Origin of the sequence: Ralstonia chuxiongensis, from assembly GCF_024158925.1 — a bacterium.
Taxonomy (GTDB): Bacteria; Pseudomonadota; Gammaproteobacteria; order Burkholderiales; family Burkholderiaceae; genus Ralstonia; species Ralstonia chuxiongensis.
The window spans coordinates 328,743-350,974 of record NZ_JAMYWC010000006.1 but is presented as its reverse complement, the minus strand read 5'-3'; the positions used below and the strand labels follow the sequence as shown (position 1 = coordinate 350,974).

The 22,232-nt window shown below is 64.4% G+C and carries 21 protein-coding genes; 4 read left to right on the top strand and 17 right to left on the bottom strand.

Annotated features, from left to right (window positions below):
- Positions 1-63 precede the first annotated feature (63 nt).
- From nosR to pip, 8 genes are all read right to left on the bottom strand, one after another.
- Positions 64-1,485 (bottom strand): response regulator c-di-GMP phosphodiesterase, NosR family, encoded by a 1,422-nt coding sequence (nosR, locus tag NKG59_RS21190; RefSeq protein WP_045205587.1) that lies wholly within the window; start codon positions 1,483-1,485, stop codon positions 64-66.
- 39 nt (positions 1,486-1,524) lie between these two features.
- Complete coding sequence (locus tag NKG59_RS21185; RefSeq protein ID WP_253540924.1) at positions 1,525-2,136, bottom strand: chemotaxis protein CheC; 612 nt, start codon at positions 2,134-2,136, stop codon at positions 1,525-1,527.
- A complete protein-coding gene (locus NKG59_RS21180; RefSeq protein ID WP_045205589.1) occupies positions 2,129-2,497 on the bottom strand; it encodes a response regulator in 369 nt (122 codons plus the stop codon). The genes NKG59_RS21185 and NKG59_RS21180 overlap by 8 nt, the downstream gene beginning before the upstream one ends.
- A 34-nt stretch (positions 2,498-2,531) precedes the next feature.
- Positions 2,532-3,923 (bottom strand): ATP-binding protein, encoded by a 1,392-nt coding sequence (locus NKG59_RS21175; protein WP_253540910.1) that lies wholly within the window; start codon positions 3,921-3,923, stop codon positions 2,532-2,534.
- A 243-nt stretch (positions 3,924-4,166) separates the two neighbouring features.
- Positions 4,167-5,315: a DSD1 family PLP-dependent enzyme gene (locus tag NKG59_RS21170; protein WP_253540908.1), complete on the bottom strand. Its 1,149-nt coding sequence runs from the start codon at positions 5,313-5,315 to the stop codon at positions 4,167-4,169.
- Positions 5,316-5,326: 11 nt separating this feature from the next.
- A complete protein-coding gene (locus NKG59_RS21165) occupies positions 5,327-5,995 on the bottom strand; it encodes an HAD-IA family hydrolase (protein ID WP_253540905.1) in 669 nt (222 codons plus the stop codon).
- 94 nt (positions 5,996-6,089) lie between these two features.
- Entirely contained in the window at positions 6,090-6,995 is a 906-nt protein-coding gene (locus tag NKG59_RS21160) for a LysR family transcriptional regulator (RefSeq protein ID WP_253540903.1), read from the bottom strand.
- Positions 6,996-6,998: 3 nt separating this feature from the next.
- A complete protein-coding gene (gene pip / locus NKG59_RS21155; protein WP_253540901.1) occupies positions 6,999-7,952 on the bottom strand; it encodes a prolyl aminopeptidase in 954 nt (317 codons plus the stop codon).
- A 121-nt stretch (positions 7,953-8,073) separates the two neighbouring features.
- Between pip and NKG59_RS21150 the strand changes: the two genes are divergently transcribed.
- The 3 genes from NKG59_RS21150 (at position 8,074) to NKG59_RS21140 (ending at position 11,502) form a co-directional block, all read left to right on the top strand.
- The gene (locus NKG59_RS21150) at positions 8,074-8,703 is read left to right on the top strand and encodes a TetR/AcrR family transcriptional regulator (protein ID WP_253540900.1); all 630 of its coding nucleotides are present in this window, start codon (positions 8,074-8,076) and stop codon (positions 8,701-8,703) included.
- Positions 8,703-11,231 carry a PEP/pyruvate-binding domain-containing protein gene (locus tag NKG59_RS21145; protein WP_253540898.1) on the top strand — a complete coding sequence of 843 codons (2,529 nt, stop codon included), beginning with the start codon at positions 8,703-8,705 and terminating at the stop codon, positions 11,229-11,231. Before NKG59_RS21150 ends, NKG59_RS21145 begins: the two co-directional genes overlap by 1 nt.
- Positions 11,232-11,355: 124 nt before the next feature.
- Complete coding sequence (locus tag NKG59_RS21140; protein ID WP_252694076.1) at positions 11,356-11,502, top strand: hypothetical protein; 147 nt, start codon at positions 11,356-11,358, stop codon at positions 11,500-11,502.
- A gap of 66 nt (positions 11,503-11,568) precedes the next feature.
- On the opposite strand, the gene NKG59_RS21135 is transcribed toward NKG59_RS21140, so the two are convergent.
- From NKG59_RS21135 to NKG59_RS21115, 5 genes are all read right to left on the bottom strand, one after another.
- A complete protein-coding gene (locus NKG59_RS21135) occupies positions 11,569-12,255 on the bottom strand; it encodes a Fe2+-dependent dioxygenase (protein ID WP_045205595.1) in 687 nt (228 codons plus the stop codon).
- A 48-nt stretch (positions 12,256-12,303) separates the two neighbouring features.
- Positions 12,304-14,532 carry a TonB-dependent receptor gene (locus NKG59_RS21130; RefSeq protein ID WP_253540896.1) on the bottom strand — a complete coding sequence of 743 codons (2,229 nt, stop codon included), beginning with the start codon at positions 14,530-14,532 and terminating at the stop codon, positions 12,304-12,306.
- A gap of 284 nt (positions 14,533-14,816) precedes the next feature.
- Positions 14,817-16,220, bottom strand: a complete 1,404-nt coding sequence (locus tag NKG59_RS21125) for a ClcB-like voltage-gated chloride channel protein (RefSeq protein ID WP_253540893.1) — start codon at positions 16,218-16,220, stop codon at positions 14,817-14,819.
- A gap of 52 nt (positions 16,221-16,272) precedes the next feature.
- Positions 16,273-16,590 carry a YciI family protein gene (locus NKG59_RS21120; protein ID WP_253540891.1) on the bottom strand — a complete coding sequence of 106 codons (318 nt, stop codon included), beginning with the start codon at positions 16,588-16,590 and terminating at the stop codon, positions 16,273-16,275.
- Positions 16,591-16,717: 127 nt separating this feature from the next.
- Positions 16,718-17,716: a quinone oxidoreductase family protein gene (locus tag NKG59_RS21115; protein WP_253540889.1), complete on the bottom strand. Its 999-nt coding sequence runs from the start codon at positions 17,714-17,716 to the stop codon at positions 16,718-16,720.
- Positions 17,717-17,921: 205 nt separating this feature from the next.
- Here NKG59_RS21115 and NKG59_RS21110 point away from each other — a divergent pair, with 205 nt between their 5' ends.
- Positions 17,922-18,794 carry a LysR family transcriptional regulator gene (locus NKG59_RS21110; protein ID WP_253541008.1) on the top strand — a complete coding sequence of 291 codons (873 nt, stop codon included), beginning with the start codon at positions 17,922-17,924 and terminating at the stop codon, positions 18,792-18,794.
- A 108-nt stretch (positions 18,795-18,902) separates the two neighbouring features.
- On the opposite strand, the gene NKG59_RS21105 is transcribed toward NKG59_RS21110, so the two are convergent.
- The 4 genes from NKG59_RS21105 to NKG59_RS21090 are packed head-to-tail and all read right to left on the bottom strand — an operon-like array spanning position 18,903 to position 22,230.
- Positions 18,903-19,628, bottom strand: coding sequence for an ABC transporter ATP-binding protein (locus NKG59_RS21105; RefSeq protein ID WP_253540887.1), 726 nt, complete (start codon positions 19,626-19,628; stop codon positions 18,903-18,905).
- The gene (locus tag NKG59_RS21100; protein WP_024978075.1) at positions 19,625-20,422 is read right to left on the bottom strand and encodes an ABC transporter ATP-binding protein; all 798 of its coding nucleotides are present in this window, start codon (positions 20,420-20,422) and stop codon (positions 19,625-19,627) included. The genes NKG59_RS21105 and NKG59_RS21100 overlap by 4 nt, the downstream gene beginning before the upstream one ends.
- A gap of 7 nt (positions 20,423-20,429) precedes the next feature.
- Complete coding sequence (locus NKG59_RS21095; RefSeq protein ID WP_253540884.1) at positions 20,430-21,338, bottom strand: branched-chain amino acid ABC transporter permease; 909 nt, start codon at positions 21,336-21,338, stop codon at positions 20,430-20,432.
- A 10-nt stretch (positions 21,339-21,348) separates the two neighbouring features.
- Positions 21,349-22,230: a branched-chain amino acid ABC transporter permease gene (locus NKG59_RS21090; protein ID WP_045205603.1), complete on the bottom strand. Its 882-nt coding sequence runs from the start codon at positions 22,228-22,230 to the stop codon at positions 21,349-21,351.
- Positions 22,231-22,232: the final 2 nt, after the last annotated feature.

The window sequence follows — 22,232 nt, the reverse complement described above, 5'->3', positions numbered from 1 at the left end:
GCAGGTATGCCAGCATTCGCTTGCCGCTGCTTGGGACCATCGCCGCCTCCCGAAGGTCATCCTTCACGCTGCTGGTGGCACATCTGCCGCATCCGTGGGATTGGGCACAGGCGCATAGACGAGAATCGCGAACGGCACATCCTCATGGGTTTCGAAGCGCCTGATCTGCAAGACCTGATGCGCACTGACGATGCTGTCCCGTGTAATGAGCAGCACACCGCGTCGCGTCAGCAGATCGTCGGCCAACCGCATGCCCTCCCGCAGTTCGGCCGCAGAGATCTGCCGCACAGGCATCACCTCGCCCTGCTGCCTGAGCACGGCCACGAAGCGCACGACCACGTCGGGGTCATAGCGCAGGCCCGATTGCGCCTTGACCATCTCCATGGCTTGATCGCCCGAGACGTGGTCCTTGATGATCTCGCCCGTCAGAAGCCCCTCGAAATCGCGTGCGACAGCCACGATGCGTGCGCCGATCGGGATCGCCGTTCCGGCCAATCGGTCGGGAGTGCCGCGGCCATTGAAGCGTTCGTACTGGTGCCGGATGATTTGCGCCACATGCTCGAGCTGCGGCACGGGTGTGAGCACCATCTGAGCACGCAGCGGATGCTGATAGAACTGCTGTGCCTGTTCAGCCGAAAGCCTGTCGAGCGACGTATTCAGCAGGGCATCGGGCAGCGACAACTTGCCAATGCCGTGCAGCAGACCGGCGTGAAAGATGTCCTGCACCTGCAGCCCCGTCAACCCGCATTCGATGGCAATGCGGCGCGCCAGATCGGCCACGCGCAGCGACTGGCGCGCCATGGCACCACAGCGCATCTCGATCATGCTGGCGCATACCTTGACCATATTCGTGAAGTTCGCTTTCTGGTCACGCTGAGCACCTTCCAGGAACATCACGGTCTGGCGAATTTCTTCGGTGCGCGCCAGCACCTGGGTTTCCAGCCCGGCATTCAATTGCTGCAGCGTTTCGTTCTGCCGCTGCGTCAACTCGCTCAGGCGGCGCGCCTCGCATGCGAGCGTGCGCTGCTCGATCGCGTGCTTGACGGTGAGCAACAGGTCCTGGTCATCCCACGGCTTGTTGAGGTAGCGATAGACGCCGCCCTCGTTGATGGCACGCACAGCCGAGTCGACTTCGGAGTAGCCGGTCAGCAGGATCCGCATGATGTCCGGATAACGCTCACGAGCACGTGCCAGGAACTCGGCGCCGTTCATGCCGGGCATGCGCATGTCGGAAATGACCAGATCCACCGGATACACCGACAGCATGTCGAGCGCCGCCGCACCGCTCTCGGCAGTGATCACGCGGTAACCCGTGGGCCTCAGCAACCGGCGCAGCGACGAGAGCACGCCTGGCTCATCGTCCACCAGCAGGATCAACGGCGTGGCGTCCGCAGGCGTTGCAGAAGCGGGCGCGCTTTCTGGCTGCGCGGCGGCTTTGATGTCGGGCGCGCTCGCTTGCGCGGTGTCTTCGTCGTAAACAAGCATGGCTGGCGTCTCACGGTTCGATGGCTGGCGGGGCGCGTCTCAAAGCGCCTGCAGGAATTGCTCCAGCGCGTGCTTCATTTTTCGGATGGCGGTTTCAGGTAGCAGCATCACCAACTGGGCCACAAAGCCGCCGCGCTCAAGGGTGAAGCGCACTTCCAGCAACAGCGCCACATCCCAACGATGGAACTGTTCGCCCGACAAGGCTTGCTGCAGCACCGCAGCCGGAACAAAGCTTGGCCGCGAGAACGACAGATTGCGGCCGAGCTGCTCGAAGACGCTGCGCACACACGCACCCACGAGCAAGTTGGCGATGTCGGACAGGGCCTCGCTTTCGCTGTTCACGTCGGCATCGCCGTAGCCCATCAGCTCTTCGAGTTCTTCGCGGCCGTCCTTGCCGAACAGCACGATCGCCTCGCCCGAAATGTCGGACTGAAACGCCTGCCGCACCGGCGAGGGCGCGTCTCCGGCCACGTCGCGGCCCAGCAGCTCTGCCATCAGTTGTGCCGCGTTGACAAGCTTGATGTCTGGCACCGAGAGCGTCACAAAGGCGCCCAGCAGTTCGGCCAGTGCCGCCCCCGCTTTGCCCATCCCGATATTGGCGATTTCCTGCAGAGCGTCGCGCTGGTCTTCGTTCAGTGTCAGGTCATTCATAGAGACCGTACCCTCGCAGGATCGGAACAATGCGCTCGGCCGATACGGGCTTCGCAATGAAGCCGATGGCACCGAGGTCCTTGACGCGCTCGACGGCGCCCGACTGGATGTCAGCGGACACCACGATGACGAAGGCATCGTCGCCGGCCTTGCGGATGTGTTCGAGCACCTGGAAGCCGTCCATGTCCGGCATGGTCAGATCAAGGAAAACGACCGTGCCCTTACCGGCACGAAACAGCTCCAGCGCCTGCGCACCGTTGGCTGCCTGTGTGACCTCGACATCCCAGTCGTCAGGCAAGGCGTTGATCAGAAGCTTGCGCGCCAACGATGAATCGTCGGCAACGAGCACAGGTAGCGCCATGATGTCTCCCCCCTTCAGGCGTAAAGCGTGAGGCTTACGTTATGGCCAGCGCGGTATCGGCCGGCGGTTGTTGTTCGACAGGCGGGGCTTCCGGCCTGCATCGTGGCAACGTCACGCGAAAGATCGTCCCCACGCCCACCGTGCTCGACACGTCGATGCGCCCGCCATGCGCCCTGACAATGCCGTAGGTGAGAGACAGCCCCAGCCCGGTGCCCTTGCCGACCGGCTTGGTGGTGAAGAACGGGTCGAAGATGCGCTTCAGGTTTTCGGGCGCGATGCCGCTGCCGGCGTCTGCTACCTCAAACCAGATCGATGCAGCGTCGGTCGCGTCAGTTCCGGTGCGGACGGTGATGGTGCCGCGCCCGCCGCCCTGCGTGCTTTTGCCCGCATACGACTGCGCCGCGTTGACCACCAGGTTCAGCACCACCTGATTGATCTGCGACGGGATGCAGGTCACGGCCGGCAGTTCGCTGTACTCGCGCACGAGGTCGGCCTGGTATTTGATCTCGTTGTTGACGATGTTGAGCGTCGACTCGATGCAGCGGTGAATATCCACCTGATCCCACTGGTGTGCGCTGTCGACGCGTGAGAAATCGCGCAAGTCCACCACAATGTCGCGCACCCGGGTCAGGCCTTCCTGCGATTCGGCCACGAGCGCGGGAGCGTCTTCGGCCAGAAACTCGATGTCGGCCGCCTGCGCAAGCGCCAAGAGCTGTGCGTCGAGTGACGGCGCATGCTGGCCGATCAGCTGATCCAGGGTACGTGCGTAATCGAGCAGCGTGTTCATGTAGCGCTGCAGGCTGTTCAGGTTCGAGAGCACGAACCCCACAGGGTTATTGATCTCGTGCGCAATGCCGGCGGCGAGCTGGCCAATGGCGGCGAGCTTTTCCGACTGCAACAGCTGCTGATGCGCCTGGGCCAGCTCTTCGTTCAGCGCAGAGAGTTGGGCGTTACGCACAGTGAGTTCCTGAAGCGCATCGGTTACGGTTTTTTCGCGCTTCTTCAGCTCGCCATATGCAAGGCACACGTCCGTCGCATCGAGCAACGTAATCCCCACCGCGACGACCACACCATTTCCATCTTCGATCGGAATAAAGCTGCAGTTCTGCTGCATCCATTCAATCGTGTCGGTAATGGGCCGCGTATGACGAAAACGAAACAAATACGGGCGGTGCTCCCAAGATGTGTACGCAGAGACACCCAGAACGAATACGCTTTCGATTTTCTTGCGCAGCCATTTTTCCGGCAGTTCCGGAAACAGCGCGAACATGTCCTTCCCGATCACATCCTCGCCGGAAAAACCGCTGTGATATTGCATGAAGCGGTTCCACGACAGGATGTGCATTTGACGATCCACGGAGAACACGCCGCAACTTACCAATTCCGCAATGGCGTCAGATAACTGGGGCTCGGTAATGTCTGCCATGTTTGACATGGTTCCTGCGGGACAATGGTGTTCGCTATCAGCCACTTGAATTGCGTGGCCGTCTCTCTATTTATCGACCAGATTTTGCCCAGGCAGATGAGTACAAATCCCTATTAACCGGTGAATATCCGGATCGCCACGCTAAAACCGGATCTCATCATTTTTTTGGTAGGTTGGATTCGAGCAAAAAGGCCCGCAGGAATGCTGCGGGCCTTTTTGCTTTCGGCATATCAGGTGCACGAGTCACCACCCGTGAAACCGCCCCCACGTCTGCACCCTCCCCCGCGACGACACCGCCTGGTACTCCGGAAACTGGGCCCCCGTGGCGCACGCATGGTTCGGAAGTACACGCAGCTTCGTGCCGACCGGAAAGCGCGCCACCAGGTCGTCGCGTACCGAGCCATCGCTGGCCGCCAGAATGCCGTGCTCCTGGTTCGCGCCGATCAGCATGAGCCCGTCGAGTGGCGTGCCGTCAAGCGCGCACGGCAGCCCGTAGCCGAAGTCATGCGACTGCTTGGCGGTGCCGCGGTCACGGCTCATCGCCATCCATCCGGCGTCGACAATCACCCAGCCTTTCTCGGGCTGATGGCCAATCACGGTAGTCAGCACGCTCAGTGCGATTTCATCCAGCGCGCACACGCCCACGTTGTGCATGACCAGATCGAAGAATACGTAGACCCCCGCGCGCACCTCCGTCACGCCTTCGAGGTGCTCGGTGGCCAACGCGGTGGGTGTAGAGCCCACGCTCACCGCCGTGCACGGCACGCCGGCATCCCGCAGGCGCTGCGCGGCGCGCGCGCAACCGCCACGCTCCTGCTCGGCCAATGCGGCCAGCGCGGCACGGTCGTTCAGGTCGTAGCTGGAGCCGGCGTGCGTCATCACACCGCCCACGTCGATGCCGCCGTCTTTCAGGATGCGGCCGACTTCCAGCAGCGCCTCCTGCTCGGGCGTGATGCCGGAGCGGTGCCCATCGGTGTCGACTTCGATCCACACTTCACAGCGCTCACCGTGTGCGCGGGCGTGGTCGACCACAGCGTGGGCGGCCTCTGCGTTATCGACCACGAGCTTCAGATCGCAGCCCCGCTTGCGCAGCGCCATCGCACGCGGCAGCTTGGTGGCGACAATGCCCACCGCGTACAGGATGTCCTTGATGCCGGCGGCAAAGAAGGCCTCGGCCTCCTTCAACGTCGATACGGTGATGCCTTGCGCGCCGGCTGCCATCTGTGCGCGCACGACATCGAGGCACTTGGTGGTCTTTACATGCGGGCGAAATTTCACGCCCAGCGCGTTCATGCGGTGCTGCATGCGGGCGATGTTGTGCTGCATGCGCGGCAGGTCAATCAACGCAGCGGGCGTATCGAGGGTTTCAAGCGAGTGCGTGTCAGGGGTCATGGTTTGCATCCTCATGCGGCAAAACGGCGGGCCCAGGGCAGCAGATCGTCGAGCGTGGGCGAGATGATTTCCGGCAGTTGCGCGCCCTCCACCGGCGTCAGGCCGACGCGGTTGTGCCAGTACGTGCGCAGGCCGACCGCCGCTGTGCCGAACATGTCGTAGCTGGAGCCCGCAACAAATGCCGCGTCGGCGGCGTCCACGCCAAGCTGTTCAAGCGCCATGCGATAGGGCTTCGGATCGGGCTTGTACACGCCAGCTTGCTCGGCCGTGACAACAACATCCCACGTGACGGGCAACAGCGCGGCGGCTTGCAGGCCCAGTCGTTCCGAACAGTTGGTGACAACGGCCAGCTTGCAGTGCGGCTGGAGCTGGGCTAGCGCTTGCGCAGCGCCGCTCCACGGTGCGAGGTGCAACCAGTTGGCTTCCAGCGATTCAGGGGCGGAGGCCGGCAAGCCGACGTTCTGCGCGGCCTGCCGAACCATCGTTTCATAAGGGACGTATGCGCCGCAGCCGTACGTGAGCCGCAGATACTCGGCGCGCCAAGTGCGGCCTGCCTGTTCAGAGCCAGCGGCGCGGTTCCACAGCGACCACGAATCGAGCAGCGCGGTCAGCAGATCAAACAGGATGGCCTTGGGATAGCCTGCATCGGGAGAAACCGTGGAAGCGTTCACGCTTGTCACCTGCAAATCGGTAGAGATCGATGCCACCGATTGTAGGTACCGCGCACCGGCTTTCGGTGAAGCCGGTTTGAATCAAAGATTCAGTGAAGCTGCATCATGCGCGCCACGGCGGCTGCGGCTTGAAGCGGTTCTGCAGCGCCTGCATGAAATGACGCGTACGTTGTGGCAAGCCGGCGCGGTTGTGCGTAAGCGCGATCACGTTGGCGTCGGGCGCTTTCCAGCCTGGCAGCAATCGCACGAGGCGGCCCGCGCGCAGATCGTCCGCCACATCCCATTCGGAGCGCAGGATCACGCCACGCCCTTCGCACGCCCACTGACGGATGACATCGCCGTCGTTGCAGATCAGGTGGCTCGGCACGCGCACGCTGCGGCTTGTGCGGCCCTTGCTGAAGTGCCAGAGCGACACGTCTTCCTTGTTCTCGCGCAACACGATGCAGGGCAGCGCGGCAAGGTCATCGGGAGTTTCCGGCGTGCCGAAGCGCTTCACAAATGCGGGCGACGCGCAGACAAAGCGCGCATTTGGCGCAATCGCATGGCCGACAAGGTTCGACACCTGCAACGCGCCGATGTGCACGACCACATCAAAACGGTCCGCGGCTTCGACCAGCGGCGCATCGGACAGCGCCAGTTCGATGTCGACATCGGGATGCTGCTGCTGGAAATCGGCAATGACGGGTGCCACGTAGCGTCGCCCAAACCCCAGCGGCGCATTCACCTTGAGCGTGCCAACCAGGCCGCCCCGGCGCGTGTGCAAATCCTCTGACAGTGCGTCGAGCTGGCGGATCAGCTCTGCCCCGCGCTCGCACAGCAGCATGCCTTCCTGCGTAAAGCGCAAGCTGCGCGCCGTGCGATAGACCAGCCGTGTACCCAGCTTCTTCTCCAGCTGCTGCAGCCGCTGCGATACGGCGGATGGCGTCAGGTCCAGCGCGCGCGCCGTCGCCACCAGGCTGCCGTTGTTCTGGATGGCGAGCAGGAAGCGCAGGTCGGCGGAATCCGTCATGGGTTACTTGCCGGCAAAGCGGTCCGTTGCGGCCAGCAGTTGATCGAGGATGCCCGGTTCGGACCACGCATGGCCGGCACCTTCGATCAGGTGGAAGTCCGAATCCGGCCACGCCTGATGCAACGCATACGCGTAGCGCGCAGGGCACGGCATGTCGTAACGGCCATGCACGATTACGCCGGGAATGCCCGCCAGCTTGTGTGCCTCGCGCAGCAACTGGCCCTCTTCCAGCCAGCACTGATGCGTGAAGTAGTGATTCTCCAGCCGCGCGAAGGCCAGCGCGAAATGGTCGTCGGCGTGCTTGGCGCTGTTGCTCGGGTCGGGCAGCAGCGTGATGGTCTCGCCTTCCCACACGCTCCAGGCGCGAGCGGCTTCGATCTGCTTGGCGGTGTCGTTGCCGGTGAGCACTTTGCGATAGGCCGCAATCATGTCGCCGCGCTCGGCCTCTGGAATGGGCGCCTGAAAACGTGCCCATTTCTCGGGGAACATCTCCGACACGCCGTATTGGTAGTACCAGCGCAACTCGGCCTGCGTGACGGTGTAGATGCCCCGCAGCACGAGTTCGCTCACGTGCTGCGGATACTGCTGCGCGTAAGCGAGCGCCAACGTCGAACCCCATGAGCCGCCGAAAACAAGCCAGCGCTCAGCCCCGGCAATCGCGCGCAGGCGTTCGATATCGGCCACGAGATGCCACGTGGTGTTGGCCTCCAGGCCTGCGTGCGGCGTGGAGCGCCCGCAGCCGCGCTGGTCGAACAGCATCACGTCGTAGCGTGCGGGATCGAACACGCGGCGGTGGTCAGCAGAAACGCCACCACCCGGCCCGCCGTGCAGGAACACCGCGGGCTTGGCACCGGGCGTACCGACGCGCTCGTAGTAGACCGTGTGGCCATCGCCCACGTCGAGCATGCCGGTTTCATAGGGCTCGATTGGCGGATACAGGGTACGCAGTGCAGTCATGGTCGATCCTGTCGAAAGGTTGCCGGAAGAATGGGCTGATTCTACAGAGGGGTTCTCGCTTGCACACATTTTTGAACGACGTATAAAATTGCACATCGTTTAAAAAAACAGCGGGCCCACCATGTCGTCCACCCCGATCCCCATTGAAGCCGGCCGCCGCGAGCGCAAGCGCAACCAGACGCTGGACCATCTGGCGGCCACGGCCTTTTCCCTGTTCGAGCAGCACGGTTACGACGCGGTGACGATGGAGCAGATTGCAGCGCAGGCCGATGTGTCCAAGGGCACGCTGTACAACCACTTTCCGGTCAAGGAAGCGCTGTTGGCGCACCAGTTCCACGCCGAGCTGGAGGCAGGCGGTACGCAACTGCGCGCACAGATCGAGGGGCAGCCGAATTTCGCCTCCCGCCTGGCGGTGCTGCTTTCCGCCTCGGCCGATTGGTGCAACGTGCGCCGGCCCTATCTGGCCGCGTATTTCCGCTACCGCTTTGCCAGCGCCGACCTAGCCGCCCGCAACCGCGACAGCGACAAGCGCAGCGGGCTCGAAGCGGTGTTCATGGCACTTATCGACGCGGCGCAGCGCTCGGGCGAACTCGACACCCGATTCGATGCCGAGCAGCTGGCAGGGCTGTTCGAGTACTTGTATCTCGGCGCGCTCATGCGCTGGCTGGCACGTCCCGAAACAGACCTGCACGCGGGTTTCTCCGCCGTCATCGACCTGTTCCTGCACGGCATGGCCCGCAAGGAGGCGTGATGAATCCGCTCGTGCTCGATTGGCCGGCAGCGGCGCAGGCCGGTGCCGCAGTGGCGGGCGGCAAGGGCTGGCAGCTTGGCCGCATGGCGAGACTCGGCGTGCCGGTGCCCGATGGTTTCGTGCTGGCCGCAAATGCCAGCCGCGGGCGAAATCACGGCGATGCGGTGCCCGATACGGTACTGGCTGCCATCGCGCAAGCGCTGGCCGCGCGCGGCTGGCAGAACACGCCGCTGGCTGTGCGCTCCTCCGCGCCGCAGGAGGATTCCGCGCGACGCTCGTTCGCGGGCATTCACGAGACACGCCTGAACGTGATTGGCGTGCAGGCGCTGGTGGAAGCGGTGCGCGCCGTGTGGGACTCGGCGCACGCACCGCAAGCGCTGGCATACCGCGAGCGCTTTGGCATCGACACCTCCGACCTGGCGATGGCCGTGGTCATCATGCCGATGTTGCCGGCAGTGGCCGCAGGCATCGCGTTCACCGGCGACCCGCTGAGCGGCCGCGACGACCACATCGTCATCAACGCACACTGGGGCCTGGGCGAAGCGCTGGTGGGCGGCGACGCCGATGGCGACGTCGACCGACTGGAAGTTGCGCCGCAAGACGACACGCTGCATGTGGTCGAACGCCGGATCGGCACGAAGCACCGCATGACGCGCGCGCTGGCCGAAGGCGGCACCGCACTCGCTGATACCGCCACCGAAGATGCGCGCCGCACCGTGCTGGAAGACGCCCAGCTCATCGCACTTGCCACGGTGGCGCGCGACACGGCACGCGCACTGGACTTTGCGCAGCCGCGCTATGACATCGAATGGGTCTGGGACGGGCAGCGCTTCTGGATCGTGCAGGCTCGCCCGATCACCACGACCGCGCGCCAGACCTACGCCGCCCTGCAAACCCAGCCAACGTTCTGGACGCGCGGCAACACGCGCGAGGTGTTTCCCGCGCCGCTGTCGCCCATCGACTGGACGCTCTACGGTCACGCGGCCAATCGCATGCTGATGCTGGCGTACTCGCTGGCGGGCTATGCGTTGCTGCCGGGGCTCGCGCGCGCCAAACTGTTTGGCGGCTGCGTGTACCTCGATGTCTCGTTGATGCAGTGGGAGGCATTTGACGCGTTCGGCATTGCGCCGGAGGCCATTAACCGCATGCTCGGCGGCACGCAGCCCGAGATTGCGCTGCCGCGCGCCACATGGCCGCAGCGGCTGGCACGCGGTGCGCGGCTCGTACGTTATTTGTGCAGTGCCGGGGCCGCGCGCCGCCATGCACAGAGCGATCTGAATCGCGCCCGCAAACAAGCCGCGCAATGGCGTGAAGACACGTGGCCGGAAGCAACAGCGGAGCTGGCCACCTGCCTGCGTGAACGCTTCAACATCGCGCGCCGCGCAGACGGCCTGTTCTTCCTGCAGGGCTCGGCGGGCGGTTCCGTTTCGGGCCTGGTCGACGTGATCGAAAAACAGTGCCCCGGCGAGGGCCACGCGCTGGCCGCCGCGCTCATGGCAGGCGCAGAACCCAGCGTCACCGCGCAGCAAAGCTACGACCTGATGGCTCTGGCGCAAACCGCCACCGCCGACGCCGAAGCCCTCGCCTGGCTTCGCGCCGACAACCGCATCGGCACGCAATGGGCGCTGCAACTGCCGGCGCACAGCGCGTTCCGCCAGCACTTCAGTACGTTTCTGGAGCGCTACGGGCACCGCGCCATTGAAGAGAGCTACTTCCGCCGCCCGCGCTGGCGCGAGCAACCCGACTATTTGCTCGACCTCGTCGTCGGCCTGATCGGCAGCGACGCGAATGCAGTGCGGCAACGACAGTTGGCGGCATCTGAGCGTGCGTGGGCGCGCCTGCCGTTCTGGCTGCGCCCAATCGTGCGAGGGATGCTCAAGGGTGCCGTGCGCGATAGCAACCAGCGCGAAGCCGCGCGCAGCGCGCTGGTGGCGTATCTGGAAGCGCTGCGCATCGGTCTGCTAAAGCTGGCTGACAGGCTTGTCGGCGAGGAAGGACTCGATACGCCTGAAGACATCTTCAACCTGACGCTGGACGAATGCGTGGCCGCGGCCACCGGCACGTTACCCCTGCGCTTCGCCGCCCAGCGCGCGCGTGAACGCCGCCAGCAGTTGGAAGATTGGGCCGCTGCGCAGGAGCCGGACATCCTCACCGAACATGGCGAGGCACCGGTCGTGGCCAGCACGCCATTCGCCCTCCCAGGAGATGCCTGGAGCGGCACCGCCGTGGGCGCTGGCTCGGCACAGGGGCAGGCACGTCTGGTTGACCACGCTGCCGCCGGCACGGCGCTGCAAGCGGGCGATATCCTGGTCGCCCCCAGCACCGACCCGGCCTGGACGCCTCTTTTCCTGAAGGCCGGTGGGCTCGTTATGGAAACCGGCGGCTACCTCTCGCATGGCGCCATCGTGGCGCGGGAGTTCGGGATTCCGGCCGTGGTGAACCTGCCCGGCATCCGGGCACAGTTGGAGGACGGCGAGACGATCTGCGTTGACGGCAATGCCGGCACGGTCAGCAGAGTGGCGGGTTAGGCACCCATATGTGGCGACGAGGCGACACTGGCGAATGCGGCTTTGCTGCGTCGCAATATTCGGACTAACATTCGGGTATTCCCTACTAGGGTTATCCCTAAATCAGTCCTCAGAAGGAATCGCCATGAACACCGTCGCTCTCAAAGCCGCCCCCGCCTCGCGCCTCGCCCGTTTCTGGCAAATCGTGCGCCGTGAAGCCAGCCGCGCCGTTGCACTGCACGTGGAAAGCTGCGGCATGATGGCCGAGCTGTATCGCCGTTCGGGCCACTAAGCCGAAGCGCACAGTTCGTGCGAATACTGCGCCCCACCTTCCTCGGAGTGGCGCTGCAGACGCGGATCAGGTCTCGCTCCACTGCCGCATCAGGTTGTGATACACGCCGATGAGCGTGCGGCGCGCGGTGGCATCCGCGTCGGTCTGGTTGAGCGTTTGGATGGCGTTGTCCAAGTCGAACAGCATGGCGCGTTGCGCGTCATCGCGAATCAAACTCTGGATCCAGAAGAAGCTCGCCACGCGCACCCCGCGCGTGATGGGCGTCACCTGGTGCAGGCTCGTTGCCGGGTAGATGACCAAGTCACCGGCATTGAGCTTGACGCTGTGCATGCCATAGGTGTCTTCAATCTGCAGTTCGCCGCCGTCGTAGCTGGCAGGGTCTGACAGAAACAGCGTGGCCGAGATATCGGTGCGCAGCTTTGTGCCGTTGTGCGGATGGATACGCACGCTGCCATCGACATGCGCGCCGAACGTCATGCCCTCGCCGTAGCGGTTGAACATCGGCGGGTACACCACGTTCGGCAGCGCCGCGCTGATGAAGCGCGGGTGCCGCTCCAGCACGCTCAGGATGAGCTGCTGGCACTGCAGGGCCACTTCCGCGCGCTCATCAATCTGCTGGTTGACCTTGACCGGCGCCCCCGAATACCCGGCTGACACGCGGCCATCGACCCAGGCATCGCCTGCGCTATCGAGCAGACCGCGCAGCGCAGCCACCTGCGCGGCGTTGAAGACGTTGGGAATGCAGACGAGCATGGCGATGGAAGGAAACGAGGATGCAGCCGAGGGCCCATCCCCCGGCCATTACATCCGATACACCACCGACAGCATCGCCGCACGGCCGGTGCCCGGCACGGCACGACCGCCATCGGACGGAATCAGCGCATCGTAATACGTCTTGTTGAACAGGTTGAACAGGTTCAGCCGCACGTCGTATTTCGGCTGGTGGTAGGCCAGCATCGCATCCCAGCGCACGAAGCCGCCCACCTGCACCGTGTCGGTGTTGTTGGCGTAGCGCTGCGACATGTAGAACGCGCCCGCGCCCGCCTCCCAGTTCGGCAGGAAGGTGTAGCTCGTCCACACCGTGGCAGCGTGCTTGGGCGTGTTGGCCGGCGTCATGCCCTGCGTGCCCGCGGCGATGCCATTGACGATCTGTGCATCCAGGTAGGTATAGCCCGCAAAGATCTGCAGCTTGTCGGTCACGTGGCCCGTGGCACCCAGGCGCGCACCGCGCACGCGGATCTTGCCGGCCGACGTGTACGTCGTGCTGTCGATCTGCGTGCGGGCGTTGTCCTTGGTGATCTGGAACAGCGCCGAGCTGACCGACAGATCGCCGTTGAGCAGATCCCACTTGCCACCCGCTTCATACGACTTGTTCTTCTCCGGGTCCAGGTTCTGCTGGCCGGTGGTGCCTACGAGTTGTTCCAATGACGGGTTGAACGACGTGCCATACGACACGTAGTACGACTGCCAGTCCGTCGGCTGCCAGATGCCGCCAAGGCGCGTGCTGACAAAGTTCACGCTCTGCTGCGCATACGGCAGCGCGGTGATCTTGGCCGACGCCGGCGTGTTCGCCGAATTCAACGAATTGGAAATGCTCGCCACGTAGCGGTCATAGCGCAGGCCGGCCACCGCCTTCCACTGCTTGGTGAATTCGATCGAGTCGTTGAAATACGCAGCCACCGTGTTGGCCGAGCCGCCCTGCAGGTTGCCCAGGCTCGACGGCGTGCTGGCCGGCGACGTGGTGTAGCTCGGGCTGACCAGCGGCTCGCACGAGACGAAGCCGCTTGTCATGCTCGACTGCGCGAGCGGCGTGCCGTTGCACGAGCCGTTGCGGTAATAGTTCTGGTTGTCGTAACCGTCGTGGCCGAACTCGGTGCCAGCCAGCAGCGTGTGCTTGACCGAACCCGTATCGAACTTGGCCGTCAGCTCGGTCTGGTTGAACAGCGAATAGTCGCGGATGCGGCGGTCATGGCTTTGCAAACGCACCGACAGCGCCGAGAGCGGCAAGTTGCTGTTGGCGAGCGCCGTGAACACGCCCGACGAATTGACCGTACCCACAGCGTTGGGCGCCGTCTCCCGCGCGTCGGTCTGCACGTAGTTGAACTGCGTCTGGTTGCGCAGGCGCAGGTTGGGCGAGAACTTGTGATCGATATTGGCCGAGAACGACGCCACATCCTGCGTGGTGCGGTCATCGGTGTAGCCGTAGTACGTCTTGGGGCTTACGTTGACCGGATGGCCGTTGAGGTTCGGCACGCCGTAATCGGGCATGTCGCGGTTGTGCTGCAGCAGCGCGGACAGCGTCACCTCGGTCGGCGTACCGATGCCGAAACGCCACGACGGCGCGATGCCGAAATCCTGCGCGGTCATCTCGTCGCGCGTGCTGGTCTTGTCGTTCTGCGCCATCGCGGCGATGCGGAAGGCAGAAGTGTCGGACGTCGGTGTATTGACGTCGGCGGTCGCGCGCACCAGGCCGTTGGTCGTGACCGAACCCGTGATTTCCGTGGCCGCCTTCAGCTTCGGCTTCTTCGTCACCTGATTGATGACGCCGCCGGTGGAGCCGCGGCCGAACAGCATCGACGACGGGCCCATCAGCACTTCCACCGAATCGAGGGCGAACAAGTCGCGGTAGTACTGGCCGCGATCACGGAAGCCGTCGAGGTAGATGTCGGTACGCGCCGAGAACCCGTTCAGGTTGATGTTGTTGCCGATCTGCCCGCCTTCGGCCGCGCCGATGGTGATGCCAGGCACGTTGCGCAGCGCATCGGCCAGCGAGCTGCCGCCTTGCGCATCGGTCAGGGCCTTGGGCACGACCGTCACCGATTGCGGCACATCGCGCAGGTTTTCAGGCAGCTTGGAGATGGAGCTTTTGGCGGCGTTGTAGTCGTCGCGCGGGGCGGAGCCCTTCACAACGGCTTCCGGCAACGTGGCGGTGGCCGGTGCCTGGGCAAGCGTGGCCTGCTGGGCAAGTGCGACGGTGGGGGTGGCAAACAGAGCCAACAGGGCGCTGGCGACGGGCGTGCGGCGGTTCATTGCGTGGTTTCTCCGGCGGCACTCTTCTATTGGGTGCCAGCCGCTCCGGAACGCCCTCCTGCGCCCGTGCCGCCGTGCACGAGAGCGCACTACGAATTGCGGACGCAAATATAAATGATAACGATTCGCAACAGCAACAAAATGTCGCAATAACTCCCGGAAGTTCCCGGAAACGCACAATTTAAAGAGACTTATAGAGCGCTTTTCCTTGGATTTAGCTGATTGGGCAAGCTTGTCCACAAGGAATATCTGTGGCCAGGCAAGTCCCAACCAGCAAAGCGTACCTATTTCTGCGTGCTCTCTAAGGGCGATGGAAGGTGCTGCGCATCGTCGCCAGCATCTGCGCGGTTGCGCGCCAGCGCACGCGCATACACCGACGGCGCACCGGCTGCATGTGCCGTCACATAGCCGGTAATACACGCCAACATGAGTGGCAACACCACCTGATACGACAGCGTCATCTCGAAGATCATCAGGATCGACATGAGCGGCGCATGCGTGGTGGCTGCCAGCAGCGCGCCCATGCCGACCACCGCGTAGCTGACCGGCACCGGCGCAACACCTGGCAGCAGCGCGTGCATGCCCGTGCCGTACAGCAAACCGAGCGCCGCACCACAGAACAGCGTGGGCGTGAACACACCACCCACCGCGCCAGAGCCCGCGCTCGACGCCGTCGCCACCACCTTGCAGATCAGCACCAGCGCCACCGTCTGCCACAGCCACGGCTCGTGCAGAAAGCTATTGACCACGCTGTAGCCGTTGCCCCAGACCTCGGGCACGCCCGTGGACAGCGCACCGACGATCAATCCGCCAGCGGCCAATCGCAGCGTGAGCGGCAGCTTGGTCTGTGCGAACGCATCACGCGCGCGGTCAATCAGCCCCAGCAGCAGCGGCCCCACCATCCCCGCCGCCAAACCAAGGCCCAGATACGTCAACACTTCCCAGCCGGAAACGAAATCGAAGTGCGGCATCTCGTAGACCGCCCCGTACCCGAAGAACTGGCGCACCACGATATCGGCGGTGACAGCGGCCACCAGCAGCGGCCCGAGCGTTGCCGTGGTGATGACGCCAAACACGATTTCACAGACAAACACGGCGCCCGAGATAGGCGCGTTGTAAGCAGAGGTGATGCCAGCGGCCGCACCGCACGCGACCAGCAGACGCAATTGCTCCACTGGCACAGAGGTCCAGCGCCGCAACACGCGGCCGACCAGCGAGCCGCACATTGCCGCCAATTGCACCATCGGCCCTTCGCGCCCGATCGACGCGCCACTGGCCACCGAGCACAACGACGACGCACTGCGCACCAGGCTCTGGCGCGCGCTGAGCACGCCATGGCCCACGGCAATGGCTTCCATATAGTCTTCCGAGCCTTTTCGGGGGATCCACTTCAGGCCCACTTGCAACGTGATGCCTGCCAGCAGCCCACCCGCGGTCGGCACCAGCAGGCGCGCCCACCACGGCAACGCGCGTGCCGTGGCCACCAAACCCTGGTCCGTACCCGAGAGCCACCATTGCAGATGGCGCAGGCACTCGCGAAACAGGATCGTCGACAAGGCGCCCGCGCAGCCGATCACCCCGGCAATCACGAACACCAGATGCTCGCGACCGAACGGCAGCCGGGCAGTCGCGCGCCGCCACCGTGGCTGGCGCGGCACTTCAGATTGAGGCGGCGGCGTGTCGGTCATGTCGGTTCGCGCAAGGACAAGCCGACATGATAGCGGCGGCGCCGCACCGGTTTTAAGTCGATGTCGCGACCAGGGCGTCTGGCAACCACGCCTGCGGTGTGTCAGCGCTCCGACGATTCGGGCCCCAGGCAATGACGCGTGCCTCTACGAGTTTTTCGATCACGAAAGGGTCGCGCGCGACGATGGCGTCGATCTCTTCGCGGGATTCGGCACGCGCGAGGATGCCGCCGCCCTCACGCGGGAAAAACGGCCCCGACATCAGGAAGTGGCCGCTCGCATAGTGAGCGTCCAGATGCGCGCGGTGCGCAGGGAGCACCCGATCAAGTGCTTCGAGCGGTGCGGTGTAGTTGAAAAGAATCAGGTACAGCATGCGACGGCTCCTTGTGGGATGAGGTGAAACCTTCGAAACGCGAGACCCGGCAGCGTGAAGCAACGACGCTGAGTGTCCCGCAGAAACGGGTACGCTTTGCACGGAAACCCTTCGGCGCGCAGGGTTCTCAAGGGCGCAAGAGCAGTGCGCCCGAGGTCTGTCCGGCTTCCAGTGCGGTATGCGCGGCGGCCGCATCTTCCAGCGCATAGGTGCCGCCCACCGGCACGCGCACGCCATCCAGCATGCGCTGCAATGCCGCCTGCGCCCCCGTCCGGTAGTTCGACAGATCGGCCATGTAGCGGAATACGCCTGGCCGCGCCAGCGCAATCGAGCGCGACGGTCCAAGCGCCGCAAGATCGACGACATCCGTTTGGGCGTTGCCCACATCGCCCGCCTGACCGATGCTGGCCACCATGCCGAACGGCCGCGTCACCGCCAACGACGTCTGCAACATCGCGCCGCCAATCCCATCGATCACATAGTCGACGCCTTCTCCACCGGTCAGCTGCAGCACGGCTTCGCGCACCTCCTGCTGGCGATGCAGCACGACGTGGTCTGCGCCATGGCCCAGCGCGACGGCGGCCTTGGCCTCGCTGCCAACCGTGCCGATCACGCGCGCACCCTGGCGCTTGGCCCATTGCACCAGCAACACGCCCAGGCCGCCGGCAGCGGCGTGCACGAGCACCGTATCGCCGGCGCGCATCTGCCGTACACGCGTCAGCAGCATGTGCGCGGTAATGCCGCGGACCAACGTGGCCGCGACGGTTTGGTCATCAAGCGCATCCGGCAAGGCAATCGCCCGTTCGGCCGGGATGTTGCGATGGCTGCTGTAGCCACCGGGCGCGCCGTCCATGAGGCCGGCCCAGGCCACGCGCTGGCCAACCACAAAGCCGCGTACATCCGTACCCACGGCTTCCACCACGCCCACGCCCTCCACCCCGAGCACCGCTGGGAATGCCGGCACCGGGTACAGCCCGACACGGTGATACACGTCGACAAAGTTCACGCCGACGGCGGTATGCCGCACCGTCAACGCATTCGGGCCGGGGGGCGCCAACATCAGGCTGGCGGGCCGCAAACCCAATGCCGGTCCGGGTTCGCGGAGTTGGATCACCTTGGCATGCATGGCAAAAGTCCTCGCAGAAATGGGTACGCTTTTCGGTTTTGGTGATGACGGGTACCGCGTTCGTCACGTTGTGAAACAAGCGTAATCCGTTCAGAATCACCCGGGAATTCACAAAAACTGATCAGCTTCTGTGCAAAAAAGCCCAGGTCGACCAAAAAATGTGCGTGCCCTGGCGCGTGTGGCGGCGGCCGAACCTTCCTCTTCCTTGCAATGGGATGACGTACGCTACTTTCTCGTGCTGGCGCGCGAGGGCAGCTTGTCGGCCGCTGCGCGGCGGCTGGCGGTGGAACACACCACGGTAGCGCGGCGTGCCGATGCGTTGGAGCAGTCGTTGGGCGTGCGCTTGTTCGACCGCCTGCCGCGCGGCTGGCGCCTGACCGCTGAAGGCAACGCACTGGCCGAGCGCGCTGAACGCATGGAGCAGGAAGCCGCCGGCTTTGCGCGTGCGGCTGCGGGGGCGGGCAGCTTGCGCGGGACGGTGCGTATCTCCGCGCCGCCCACGGTGGCCAGCCACATCATTGCGCCAAACCTGGCGACACTGCGCCGGCAATGGCCCGGCATCGACCTCGTGCTGCTCGGCGAAAAGCGCAACGCCAACCTGATGGCGCACGAAGCTGACCTGGCAGTGCGCTTGTCACGCCCGACGTCATCTACTTTGGCGACACGGCCGCTGGGCGACCTCGGCTACGGCCTGTACGCCACCGCAGAAGTGCTCGCACGCCCCGAATCAGAGTGGGAATTCATCGGCTACGACGAAAACCTGCGCCACGTCCCGCAACAGCGCTGGCTGGACAACTACGCAGGCGAACGTCGCGTGGTCTTACGCTGCAGCGATCTGGCGGCGATGCATCAGGCGGCGCTCGCCGGACTGGGTGTCGCAGCGCTGCCGCACCTGCTCGGCGCGCCCGCAGAAACGGGTACGCTTTTGCGTCGATTGCCCGTCGACGACCCTGCGTTGCATCGAGAAATCTGGCTGGTCATCCACCCCGACGTTCGACGATCACCGCGCGTGCGGGCCGTGGCCGACGCATTGATCGCGCTGTTCGACGCACAGCGACACGTATTGGCGGGGATTTGAACGTACGCAGAAACGGGTACGCTTTTGGGTCAAAATGAACCGCAAACCCAATGGATATGCGGTTCTTACACCTCGGCAATATTGCATGCCGAGGCATGTTCGGAACGCTCAGCCGCCCAGGTAGGCTTCGAGCACGCGCGGATTGCCCAGCAGGTTTTTGCCGCTGTCAGCGAGCACGATCTGGCCGGTCTCCAGCACGTAGCCGTGCTGCGCGATCTTCAATGCCTGGCGCACGTTCTGCTCGACCAGGAAGATCGTCAGACCTTCAGCATTGATGGTGCGCAGGATGCGGAAGATCTCCTGCACGATGATCGGCGCGAGGCCCATCGAGGGTTCATCCAGCAGCAGCACGCGCGGGCGAGCCATCAGCGCGCGGCCAATGGCCAGCATCTGCTGCTCGCCGCCCGAGAGGTTGCCGGCCAGCCCATCGATACGCTCCTTCAGGCGCGGGAACAGGTGGAACACGCGCTCCAGGTCAGAGGCGATCTGTCCCTTGTCCTTACGCGTGTAAGCGCCCAGCTCCAGGTTCTCGCGCACCGTCATCGTGGTGAGCGTGGCGCGCCCTTCGGCCACCTGCACGATGCCGCGCTCCACACGCTTGTGAGCAGACCACAGCGTGACGTCTTCGCCCTCGAACAGGATCTGGCCGCGCACATCTCCCTGCGACTTCGGGATCAGCCCCGAGAGCGCCAGCAGCGTGGTCGATTTGCCCGCACCGTTTGCGCCCACCAGCGAGGTGATCTCGCCGGCCTTGAGCGCAAAGTCGATGCCCTTGACGGCTGCGATGTGCCCGTACGACACGTCCAGCCCTTTGACTTCCAGCAAGGTGGTCATGCCGTCTCCTTCTGCGCGGCATCGCCGTTCGCTTCATCGTCATCATCGCGGCCCAGGTATGCCTCGATGACCTGCGGGTCGTTGCGGATCGCCTCGGGCGGCCCTTCGGCGATGATGCGGCCGAAGTTGAGCACCGCAATGCGCTCACACAGGCCCATCACGAAACGCATGTCGTGCTCGATCATGAAGATCGTGTAGCCGCGCGCCTTGATGTTCTCGATCTCGGCCATCAGGTCGACCTTCTCGCCCGTATTCATGCCGGCGACGGGCTCGTCGAGCAACAGCAGCTTGGGTTCGGTGGCCAGCGCCCGCGCGAGTTCAAGCTTGCGCTGGTCGCCGTACGAGAGGTTGTCGGCAATGTCGTGCGCCTTGTGGTCGAGCTTGACCCAGGAGAGCAGTTCCAGCGCACGGTCGCGCGCGCGGCGCTCGGCGGCGCGGTACTTGGGCAGCGACAGCAGCAGACCCGGCGCGCCGTAGTCGAGATGCCGATGCATGCCGACCACCACGTTCTCCAGCAGCGTCATCTCTTTGAAGATGCGGATGTTCTGGAACGTGCGCGCGATGCCCATCTGCGTGATCTGATGGGGCTTCTTGCCGACGAGATTTTCGCCGTTGAACGTGAGCGAGCCGCCCGTAGGCGCCAGCAGGCCGGTGATCAGGTTGAAGACGGTGGTCTTGCCGGCGCCGTTCGGGCCGATCAAGCCGAAGATGGTGCCCTGCGGCACTTCAATGTTGACGTCCTGCAAGACTGACAGGCCGCCAAAGCGCTTGGAAATGGATGTGAGCTTCAGCATGGCGGCCTCAGTGCGATTCATTGGAAGCAGCTCGGCTGTCGCCCGTGCCCGGCATGGTGCCGCCGCGCTTCATGCCGAACCAGCGCGCGAAACGCGCCGGATCCCAGATGCCCTTGGGCAGGAACAGCACGATCACCATCAGGATCACGCCATTGACGACCAAGCGGAAATCCTTGAACGCACGCAACAGCTCGGGCAGCAGCGACAGGATCAGGCTGCCGAGCACAGGGCCTGTCAGGCCGTTGGTGCCGCCCAGAATCGTCATCGTGAGAATTTCCACGCCGCGATCGAAACCGAATTCGTTCGGGCCGATGAAGAACGTCAGGTGCGCATTGAGTGCGCCCGCGAGCCCGGCGATGGCCGCACCCAGCGTGAACGCCAGCAGCTTTGTGCCGGCCACGTTGATGCCCATGAGGCCTGCGGCGGTCTCGTCTTCCTTGATGGCCTCGAATGCGCGGCCAACCTTGGACCGCCGCATGCGCGCCAGCACGAACAGCGTGGCCAATACGGCCAGCGCCACGTGCCACCACTCGGTCAGCTGCGGAATGCCGTTCAGGCCCAGCGCGCCGCCGGTCCAGTCTTCGGTGTTCAGGATCAGTACGCGCACGACTTCGCCAAAACCAAGCGTGGCCATGGCCAGATACACGCCCGAAAGACGCAGCGTCGGCCGGCCGATGACAACGGCCACCACGGCCGGTGCCGCCATGCCGCCCAGCAGCGCGACCGAGAACGGCATGTCCGCATTCATCGTCAGCAGCGCGGAGGTATACGCGCCGATGCCCATGAAAGCCGCATTCGCCATCGCCAGAAGGCCGCACGACAGCGTGAGATAAATGGACAGCGCCAGCAACGCGTTGATGCCCAGCGTAAGCACCAGGTTGCTGTAGACCGACCAGAAGTTGTCGAACCATTCCATGTCGGTCTCCTTATGCCTTGCGTTCGAGCACCTTGCCGAACAGCCCTTGCGGCCGCACCAGCAGGATCAGGAACAGCAGACCGAACGCCACGGCGTCGCGCATGGTCGAGCCGATGTAGGCCACTGACAGCACCTCGGCAAAGCCGAGGAACAGCCCGCCGAGCATTGCGCCGCGAATATCGCCCAGGCCGCCCAGGATGATGACCGCGATGCCCTTGTGCAGCATCGGCTGGCCCATCAGCGGGAACACGGCGTTGGAGTACAGGCCGATCAGCACGCCCGACAACCCGCCCAGCGCTGCGGCTGCAAACGAGGTCAGCAGGAACAGCCCTTCGACGTTGATACCGAGCAGTGCCGCTGCCTTGGGCGACTCCGCAATCGCGCGCAGTGCGCGGCCGAGTTGCGTGCGCTTGAGCAGCAGCATGAGCGCACCCATCAGCACGAACGACAGCACGATGATGCCCAGCTCGAGCGGCGTGAGGTGGATGCCGCCCAGATCCAGCGAGGCGTCCGACACGAGCCCGGCCGGGAAGCGCAGGTTCTCGGCGCCAAACGCGCCTTGCATGGCGTTATTGATGGCGATGCCCGCACCGATGGTGCCGATCATCGGAATCAGGTGGGGCGCGTTGCGGCGACGCAGCGGTCGCAGCAGCAGCACATCGATGATGAGGCCGGCCACGCCGCTCACGGCAAAACCGACGGCCAGCGCCGCCCACAGCGGCAGATCGAAGTGGAGGACGACCTGCAGCGCCGCATAGGCACCGAGCATGAAGACCGCGCCGTGCGACAGGTTGATCACGCCCAGGATGCCGAAAACCAGCGTGAACCCCAGGGCGAACAACGCATACACGCAGCCGAGCGACAGCGCATTGACGAGTTGCTGTTCCAGCATGA

Excerpts from the sequence above, each read along its gene's own strand:
- nosR (WP_045205587.1), bottom strand. The coding sequence starts at position 1,485 with ATGCTTGTTTACGACGAAGACACCGCGCAAGCGAGCGCGCCCGACATC.
- NKG59_RS21185 (WP_253540924.1), bottom strand. The coding sequence starts at position 2,136 with ATGAATGACCTGACACTGAACGAAGACCAGCGCGACGCTCTGCAGGAA.
- NKG59_RS21180 (WP_045205589.1), bottom strand. The coding sequence starts at position 2,497 with ATGGCGCTACCTGTGCTCGTTGCCGACGATTCATCGTTGGCGCGCAAG.
- NKG59_RS21175 (WP_253540910.1), bottom strand. The coding sequence starts at position 3,923 with ATGGCAGACATTACCGAGCCCCAGTTATCTGACGCCATTGCGGAATTG.
- NKG59_RS21170 (WP_253540908.1), bottom strand. The coding sequence starts at position 5,315 with ATGACCCCTGACACGCACTCGCTTGAAACCCTCGATACGCCCGCTGCG.
- NKG59_RS21160 (WP_253540903.1), bottom strand. The coding sequence starts at position 6,995 with ATGACGGATTCCGCCGACCTGCGCTTCCTGCTCGCCATCCAGAACAAC.
- pip (WP_253540901.1), bottom strand. The coding sequence starts at position 7,952 with ATGACTGCACTGCGTACCCTGTATCCGCCAATCGAGCCCTATGAAACC.
- NKG59_RS21150 (WP_253540900.1), top strand. The coding sequence starts at position 8,074 with ATGTCGTCCACCCCGATCCCCATTGAAGCCGGCCGCCGCGAGCGCAAG.
- NKG59_RS21145 (WP_253540898.1), top strand. The coding sequence starts at position 8,703 with ATGAATCCGCTCGTGCTCGATTGGCCGGCAGCGGCGCAGGCCGGTGCC.
- NKG59_RS21140 (WP_252694076.1), top strand. The coding sequence starts at position 11,356 with ATGAACACCGTCGCTCTCAAAGCCGCCCCCGCCTCGCGCCTCGCCCGT.
- NKG59_RS21135 (WP_045205595.1), bottom strand. The coding sequence starts at position 12,255 with ATGCTCGTCTGCATTCCCAACGTCTTCAACGCCGCGCAGGTGGCTGCG.
- NKG59_RS21130 (WP_253540896.1), bottom strand. The coding sequence starts at position 14,532 with ATGAACCGCCGCACGCCCGTCGCCAGCGCCCTGTTGGCTCTGTTTGCC.
- NKG59_RS21125 (WP_253540893.1), bottom strand. The coding sequence starts at position 16,220 with ATGACCGACACGCCGCCGCCTCAATCTGAAGTGCCGCGCCAGCCACGG.
- NKG59_RS21120 (WP_253540891.1), bottom strand. The coding sequence starts at position 16,590 with ATGCTGTACCTGATTCTTTTCAACTACACCGCACCGCTCGAAGCACTT.
- NKG59_RS21115 (WP_253540889.1), bottom strand. The coding sequence starts at position 17,716 with ATGCATGCCAAGGTGATCCAACTCCGCGAACCCGGACCGGCATTGGGT.
- NKG59_RS21105 (WP_253540887.1), bottom strand. The coding sequence starts at position 19,628 with ATGACCACCTTGCTGGAAGTCAAAGGGCTGGACGTGTCGTACGGGCAC.
- NKG59_RS21100 (WP_024978075.1), bottom strand. The coding sequence starts at position 20,422 with ATGCTGAAGCTCACATCCATTTCCAAGCGCTTTGGCGGCCTGTCAGTC.
- NKG59_RS21095 (WP_253540884.1), bottom strand. The coding sequence starts at position 21,338 with ATGGAATGGTTCGACAACTTCTGGTCGGTCTACAGCAACCTGGTGCTT.
- NKG59_RS21090 (WP_045205603.1), bottom strand. The coding sequence starts at position 22,230 with ATGCTGGAACAGCAACTCGTCAATGCGCTGTCGCTCGGCTGCGTGTAT.